This window comes from Synechococcus sp. R6-10, from assembly GCF_047461815.1.
GTDB lineage: Bacteria > Cyanobacteriota > Cyanobacteriia > Thermostichales > Thermostichaceae > Thermostichus.
In genome coordinates, this window is sequence record NZ_JANSHW010000100.1 from 1 (window position 1) to 6,332 (window position 6,332).

Sequence of the window (6,332 nt, forward strand, 5' to 3'; positions counted from 1 at the left end):
GGGCGGTGGAAGCGGGGGAAATTTGCGGGATCCGATTGGGAACAGAAACCGTCGTGGCCACCGGGATGGTGATGCCACTGCCCAAGGCGCCGATAATGCCGGCCACCTTCTCCACGGTGACCAACCGTTGAGCTGCGTCGATAGCCGGCTGAGCCGACGTCTGGTCATCCGCTTCGACCACTTGGGCAGGGGATCCCAAAATGCCACCGGCGGCGTTGATTTGGTCAATCGCCAGCTTGATCCCTTTGAGGCAGTTTTCCCCGAAGGCCTGCAGATCCCCGGTGAGAGACATTAAAGCCCCAATTTTGACCGGCCCTTGAGTTGCCTGCTGAGCCGTGCTGGGCAGCAGAGTGGTGGCAAGAGCAGCAGCCGTCAGGGCAGCCGCCGCCGCAAAGGCCCGTCGGGTGAGTTTGTTCATGGGAGACATAACCAACAACCTCCTATGAGGGAAGAGAAAGTAGAACTCAGATCCCAAAAGTCAAGCAAGTGTTGAACCGTAGCAGTCAGACGTTGGCTCACCTCAAAGCGTTCCCCACTTCCTCAAGAAAAGATGGCTCCGGGAAACAGGCGGGCCAGACTCAGGATCTCGCCCGTTCCTTGGCTGCTGTAGGGCTGGCTGCGGCCTCCAAAGGCAGTTGCCCCTGTAGGAATCCAGGAAGGATAATGGGCAAACTCGGCCATTGGGCTCATTATATTTTGAGAAATACTGAACTCATCGGTCGGCGGGGTTTTCCCAAGGCAGCGGCGTGATTGTTATCGACGACATCTCCAAGCGGTTTGGCGGCATTAGCGCGGTGGATCACTGTTCCTTCCGCATCGAAACCGGTCGGATTACGGGCTTGATCGGCCCGAATGGGGCAGGGAAGACCACGCTCTTTAACATCATCGCCGGGTTTATTCGGCCCAGCAGCGGGCGCATCTGGCTAGATGGGGAAGACATCACCGGCCTGCCCCCTCACCATCTGTTCCGTCGAGGGCTGGTGCGCACCTTTCAGATCCCGCGGGAGTTTGGCCGCATGACCGTCTTGGAGAACTTGATGGTGGTTCCCCCCAACCAGATAGGGGAAAACCTGTTCGCCACTTGGTTCGGTTGGCGGCGGGTGCAACGACAAGAACGCAACCTGCAAGCTCGGGCGGAAGAGGTTCTGGAACGGCTGAACCTGATCCATCTGCGGGATCAACTGGCCGTCACCCTTTCCGGGGGGCAAAAAAAACTCTTGGAACTGGGACGTACCTTGATGACCGATGCACGGGTGATCCTGCTGGACGAGCCGGGGGCTGGCGTCAACCGCACCCTGCTGGCGGATTTGATGCGCTTTATCGAGTATCTCAACCGCGAGCGGGGCTGCACCTTTTGCATCATCGAGCATGACCTGGATCTGGTGACCCGTCTCTGCGACCATGTGGTGGTCATGGCTGCCGGCAAGGTTCTCACCCAGGGATCCATGGAGGAGATCAAACAAAACCCAGCCGTGCGGGAGGCCTATTTGGGATCTGTGGCACTGGCCGACTCCCTAAACCCACCCCAACCCTCCCCTCTGCCTTCGGAGGGATCCCTCTCATGACCCCTTTGCTGGACATCCAAGATCTCTACAGCGGCTACCGGGGGGTGGACATCCTCAAAGGGATCCACCTGAAGGTGAACCCCGGGCAAATGGTGGTGATCATCGGCCCCAATGGAGCCGGCAAATCGACAGTGCTGAAATCCTTATTTGGCTTGGCCACCATCCGCTCAGGCCGAGTGCTGTTTCAGGGATCCGACATCACCCACCTGCCCACTGAGCAACTGGTGCGACGGGGAATCGGCTTTGTGCCCCAGACCAACAATGTCTTCCCTTCCCTCACCGTGCAAGAGAACCTGGAGATGGGGGCCTTCATCCGACGCGACAACCCTGCCGCCCAACTGGAGCGGGTTTATGAGCTGTTTCCACCCCTGAAAGAGAAACGACGCCAAGCGGCGGGATCCCTATCGGGTGGACAACGGCAGATGCTGGCCATAGGGCGAGCGTTGATGGTGGAGCCGCAGTTGTTGTTGCTGGATGAGCCGACCGCCGGCCTGTCGCCGCTGTATATAGAACAGACCTTCGCCCTCCTGCAAGAGATCAACCGTCTTGGCATCAGCATCCTCATGGTGGAGCAAAATGCCAAGCAGGCCCTGAAGATGGCGGACTGGGGCTATGTCTTGTCCACGGGAGAAAACCGCTTTGAGGATACTGGCCCCAACTTGTTGAACAATCCTGAGGTGCTGGAGCTGTTCTTGGGCGGGTGAGGCCCTCACCCCCCTCCCCTCACTCAAAACAAAAGGAGAGGAGGGTCAAGCGGGGCTGGCCAGTTGCTGCTTGCGCAGTTGAGCTGCTTGGTTGAGGAGAGCCTCCACAAAAGTCATCGCTTCTTGGGCGGAGTGGCCGGCAGTAAGTTGGGCCAGTTCTTCGCGGCGTTCTCGTTCTCCCAAAAGCTCCACCCGCACAGAAGTTCGCTTTTGGTGCACCACCTTGTGAACCCGCAGGTGGTGATCCGCCAGGGCAGCGATCAGGGGTTGGTGGGTGACGCAGAGGATCTGGTGATCTCGGGCGATGCTGTACAGCTTGGTGGCGATGGCTTGTGCCACTTTGCCGGACACGCCGGTATCGACTTCGTCGAAAACCATGGTGGCCACCGGATCGATGCGGCTGAATACGGCTTTCAAGGCCAGCAGAAAACGGCTCATCTCGCCGCCGGAGGCGATGCTGGCCAAGGGCTGAAGAGGCTCACCCGGGTTGGGGCTGATCCAAAAGCTCACCTGATCCACCCCCTCTGCCGTCGGGGGGCCGGGTTGGATCTGCACCCGGAATTGCACTGCGCTCATCCCCAGCGGGCTGAGCTCTTCTATGAGGGCCTTTTCCAGTTGACAGGCCGCTTTTTGCCGCAGTTGAGAGAGCACCTGGCAATGGCGCTCCAGGTCTTGGGCAGCTTTGTCCAGCCGCACCTGCAATTCCTCTAGGTCGGTGTTGTCTCCTCGCAGTTGGGCCAACTCCGTCTGCACCCGCTCCGCATGGGCCATCACCTCGGCCAAGGTCGGGCCGTATTTGCGGCAGGCTTGTCTGAGTTGCGCCAAGCGCCGTTCAATTTTGTTCAACCGACCGGGATCCGCCTCCAGCGTCTCGCCGTAGCGAACCAGCTCCCGCCCCACCTCCTCCACCTGAATGAGAGCGCTGCTGACCATTTCCGCCAGAGGGGCTAGGTCGGGATCCCGCTGGGTCATGGTCTGGAGCAACCGTTCTACCTGGCCCAACAGATCGGCGATGGCCGGTGAGCCGCTGTCGTTTTGATAGAGCAATTGGTGAGCTGCGTAGCTTTGCTGTTGCAGTTCCACGCGGTGGGCCAGGCGCTCCCGTTCCCGCTCCAGCTTGGCCATTTCGTCGGGATCCTCCAGGCGCAGGGCGGCCAGCTCTTGCGCTTGAAACTCCAGCAGGTCTAGCCGTTGCAGGCGCAGTTGTTGGCTTTGCCGGCGGGATTCCACCTCTGTTTTCAGTTGGTTCCAGGTTTGGTAAAGGGCAGCCACCTCCGCCCGTGTTCGCAACAACTCTTCGCCGCCAAAGTCGTCCAGCCAACGGCGCTGGGTTTGGGGAGATTGGATTTGAACGGTTTGCCCCTGGGCAGTGATCTCTACCAATTTGGCCCGCAGGTTGAGCATCTGGGCTTTGTTCACCAGCACCCCATTCACCCGCAGGCGGCTGGTGAGCTTGCCGTTGCGCAACACCAGCTCGCGACTACAAACCAGGCCCTCCTCTAGGGGGTCGATGTGCTCTTGTTCTAGCCAGGCTTGCAGTTCAGGATTAGGACTGAAGATCGCTTCCACCAGACCTCGTTCGCTGCCAGTTCGCAGAGCCCGAGCTGTACCTCCTAGAGCTGCATCCAGCGCATCGAGGATGATGGATTTGCCGGCCCCGGTTTCTCCGGTGAGCACGTTTAGCCCCGCTCGAAAGGGGATCTCCAATTGCTCGATCAGGGCAAAGTTCTCGATCCGCAGCAGGCGCAACATAGGGATCCCGTGGGCTCAGCGTGCCGTTGGCAGTTTTCAGGATAGGGCTTGCAGGGGTCGCTCTGTCCCACGTTAGCGTACTCACCATCCCTCGGCGGACGGGTACAGCGGCCAGCGGGGAGTCTGTTATTGCAGGGGTGGGGAGCACCACCCGTTCTGGTTTGGGGATCCCCTCGGGGAAATTGGCAGCCCGGCTCAGCCGGCCAGGGGGTAGCGCTCCATCAGGTAGCAGAGGCAGTCTTGGCGGATGATGCGGCTGTTGAGGGTGAGCATGCCCGGCATGATGGGCACGCTGGTGCGAATTTCTCCGTTGCAGGCATAGAAAAAGCGATCCGCCACATTTTGGCCCTGCTCGTCTTGCACCTCCAGGTGGAAGCCGTTGTTCGTCCAGCCAATGGGGGTGTGGGGGGGAAGCTCCCGAAAATTGAGGAGATCCAAATCCGGCGGGAAGCGGATGTGGGAGGGGGATCCCTCTTGGTTGCCATCCTCTTCCCCAAAGCTGAAGCTCACCTGATCCGGGATTTTGACAATGGCGACGCTGTGGAAGAGGTCGATATCTTGGCGGAAGACAGGGCGCTGCGGGATCGCCGACAGGTGAAGGCAGGCTTCCAAGAATTCGTAGGCATGCTGGGTGCCGTGGGGCTGATCCGGCTTGCCACACTCCAGGGTCACCGCCGGGCAGAAGCGCCCGAAGGCCATGCTCTGCACCCCTTCTGGCCTGGTGAAATAGAGGACGGTGCGCCCAAACAAGGTGGCCAGGTGCAGGGTAGGGGCATCCAGGTGATTGACACAGGCGTAGTGGGGGTTGGTGCCCGTGTTGTTGTGGATATCGACGCTGGCAAAAACGCCCCGCCGCTGCATTTGCTGCAGGACGGCCTGGGCCATGGCGTGCTCGGGGGTGGAGCCGGGGCCCCAAATGCGGTTGTAGTCCGGTTGGCCATCTAGCCGCCGTTGCCGGTGGCGGGCAGCCTGCACGTTGCCAATGAAAAGGGAAAGAGAACGGGGCAATTCCCGCTGGGCGTGGTGGCGGAGGAGCTGCCGCACCGCCTGCCAACCGGTGGTTTCGTTGCCGTGCAGCAGGACGGACACAAACAGGGCGGGATCCCGTCGTCCCGGCAGATGGATGAGGGTTGGCCCACCCAATCGGTCGTAAAGCTGATGGGCCTCTAGATCCAGCAGTTGATCCGGTAGATGATCGAGAACGGTGAGCATACTGTTTGGGCTAAGAGGCTCGACTCAAACTTCTGGCTTCTGGCCTCTCTCCCTGGGGTAGGAGGGAGCAGAAGTCCAACGAAGTCCTTGGTCGCGAATGAACCGTTTCGCTGCGGTAGCTCGGGTCGCAACAAGGCCATCTGAGAGAGAGTTTGCCCACTCGAGATGCGGGCCAGGGATCCGTCCTGCCGCCGCGGTGGCCCACCGCTGGTACAACCGGCTGTGGAGAGAGCCCTAGCTGAGATCCCAGGTGTGTACCGGTTGGCCTTGCCGCTGCCGTTCCCAGTAGGCACAGGTCAATTGTTGCATATCTTTACCATGCCGAGCCACGTAGCGGCGCTGCCAGGTGGCCCCATTCTGCCCCGACTCCACCCGGGCGCGGAGAATGCCCAGGTACTCCTGAATATCGGAGGGGGCCAGATCCAGTTGAACCAAACCCGCCTCTGCTTGGGGGATCAGCTCTTGCAAAAGCAATTGGCGCAGGGATCCCTGCCAACCCTTGAGCCAAGTGATGGGGGCCTCCAGGCCGAAGCGGGCCGCCGTGTAGAAATTGGCGCGGCACTGGGCAAAGCTCAGCTCCTGCTCGGGGGAAACGGGCTGGGATCCCAAGGCTTGCACCAGGCCAAAGTAGAAGGCCGCGTTGGCGATCATGTCGGGTAGGGTTGGGCCTGCCGCTGCCACCCGCTGTTCGATGCGCAAGTGGGGAACGGGATCCAAGCCGATCAGGGGTCGGTTCCAGCGCCAGATGGTGCCGTTGTGGAGGCGCAAATGGGCCAGCTCTGATGGGGAAGTGGCTAACCTTTGTGGCAATACCACCGGGTAGCGATGCAGGTTTTCCCAGAACAGCTCCATTAGGGATCCCTGGACATACCCTTGCCCGAAGGTGACGCGGGGGTAGTGGGTGGGGGCAAGGGGGGGTGGCCCATCTAGGGCCTGCTCGAACAAAGGGATGCGGGTTTCTGCCCACAGGTTGTGCCCGAATAGGTAGGGAGAATTGGCCGCCAGCGCCACCAAGGGGGCTGACACGAGCAGGGAAGCGTTGAAGTAACGGGCCGCCTGTTGGGGGGATACCTGCAGATGGATTTGAAAGGAGGTGGTC

At 60.5% G+C, this 6,332-nt stretch carries 6 protein-coding genes; 2 read left to right on the top strand and 4 right to left on the bottom strand.

Annotated elements, in window-relative coordinates; translation table 11 throughout:
* Positions 1 to 427, bottom strand: a 427-nt coding sequence (locus tag NW837_RS03375; RefSeq protein WP_414329273.1) for an ABC transporter substrate-binding protein, incomplete at its 3' end; no start/stop codon positions are given.
* A gap of 319 nt (positions 428 to 746) precedes the next feature.
* On the opposite strand from NW837_RS03375, the gene NW837_RS03380 reads away from it, so the two are divergent.
* Positions 747 to 1,565, top strand: coding sequence for an ABC transporter ATP-binding protein (locus NW837_RS03380; RefSeq protein WP_414329274.1), 819 nt, complete (start codon positions 747 to 749; stop codon positions 1,563 to 1,565).
* A complete protein-coding gene (locus NW837_RS03385; RefSeq protein WP_414329275.1) occupies positions 1,562 to 2,269 on the top strand; it encodes an ABC transporter ATP-binding protein in 708 nt (235 codons plus the stop codon). The genes NW837_RS03380 and NW837_RS03385 overlap by 4 nt, the downstream gene beginning before the upstream one ends.
* A 45-nt stretch (positions 2,270 to 2,314) precedes the next feature.
* Here the strand turns inward: NW837_RS03385 and recN are convergent, their stop codons facing one another.
* The 3 genes from recN to NW837_RS03400 form a co-directional block, all read right to left on the bottom strand.
* Positions 2,315 to 4,021 carry a DNA repair protein RecN gene (gene recN, locus NW837_RS03390; protein ID WP_414329276.1) on the bottom strand — a complete coding sequence of 569 codons (1,707 nt, stop codon included), beginning with the start codon at positions 4,019 to 4,021 and terminating at the stop codon, positions 2,315 to 2,317.
* Between the two features lie 195 nt (positions 4,022 to 4,216).
* On the bottom strand, positions 4,217 to 5,233 hold the full coding sequence (locus tag NW837_RS03395) for a M14 family metallopeptidase (RefSeq protein ID WP_414329277.1): 1,017 nt from the start codon (positions 5,231 to 5,233) through the stop codon (positions 4,217 to 4,219).
* A 234-nt stretch (positions 5,234 to 5,467) separates the two neighbouring features.
* Positions 5,468 to 6,332: glutamate-cysteine ligase family protein (locus NW837_RS03400; protein ID WP_414329278.1), on the bottom strand; the 865-nt coding region annotated here is incomplete at its 5' end.

Coding starts and splice junctions, on each gene's coding strand:
- NW837_RS03385 (WP_414329275.1), top strand. CDS start 1,562: ATGACCCCTTTGCTGGACATCCAAGATCTCTACAGCGGCTACCGGGGG.
- NW837_RS03395 (WP_414329277.1), bottom strand. CDS start 5,233: ATGCTCACCGTTCTCGATCATCTACCGGATCAACTGCTGGATCTAGAG.
- recN (WP_414329276.1), bottom strand. CDS start 4,021: ATGTTGCGCCTGCTGCGGATCGAGAACTTTGCCCTGATCGAGCAATTG.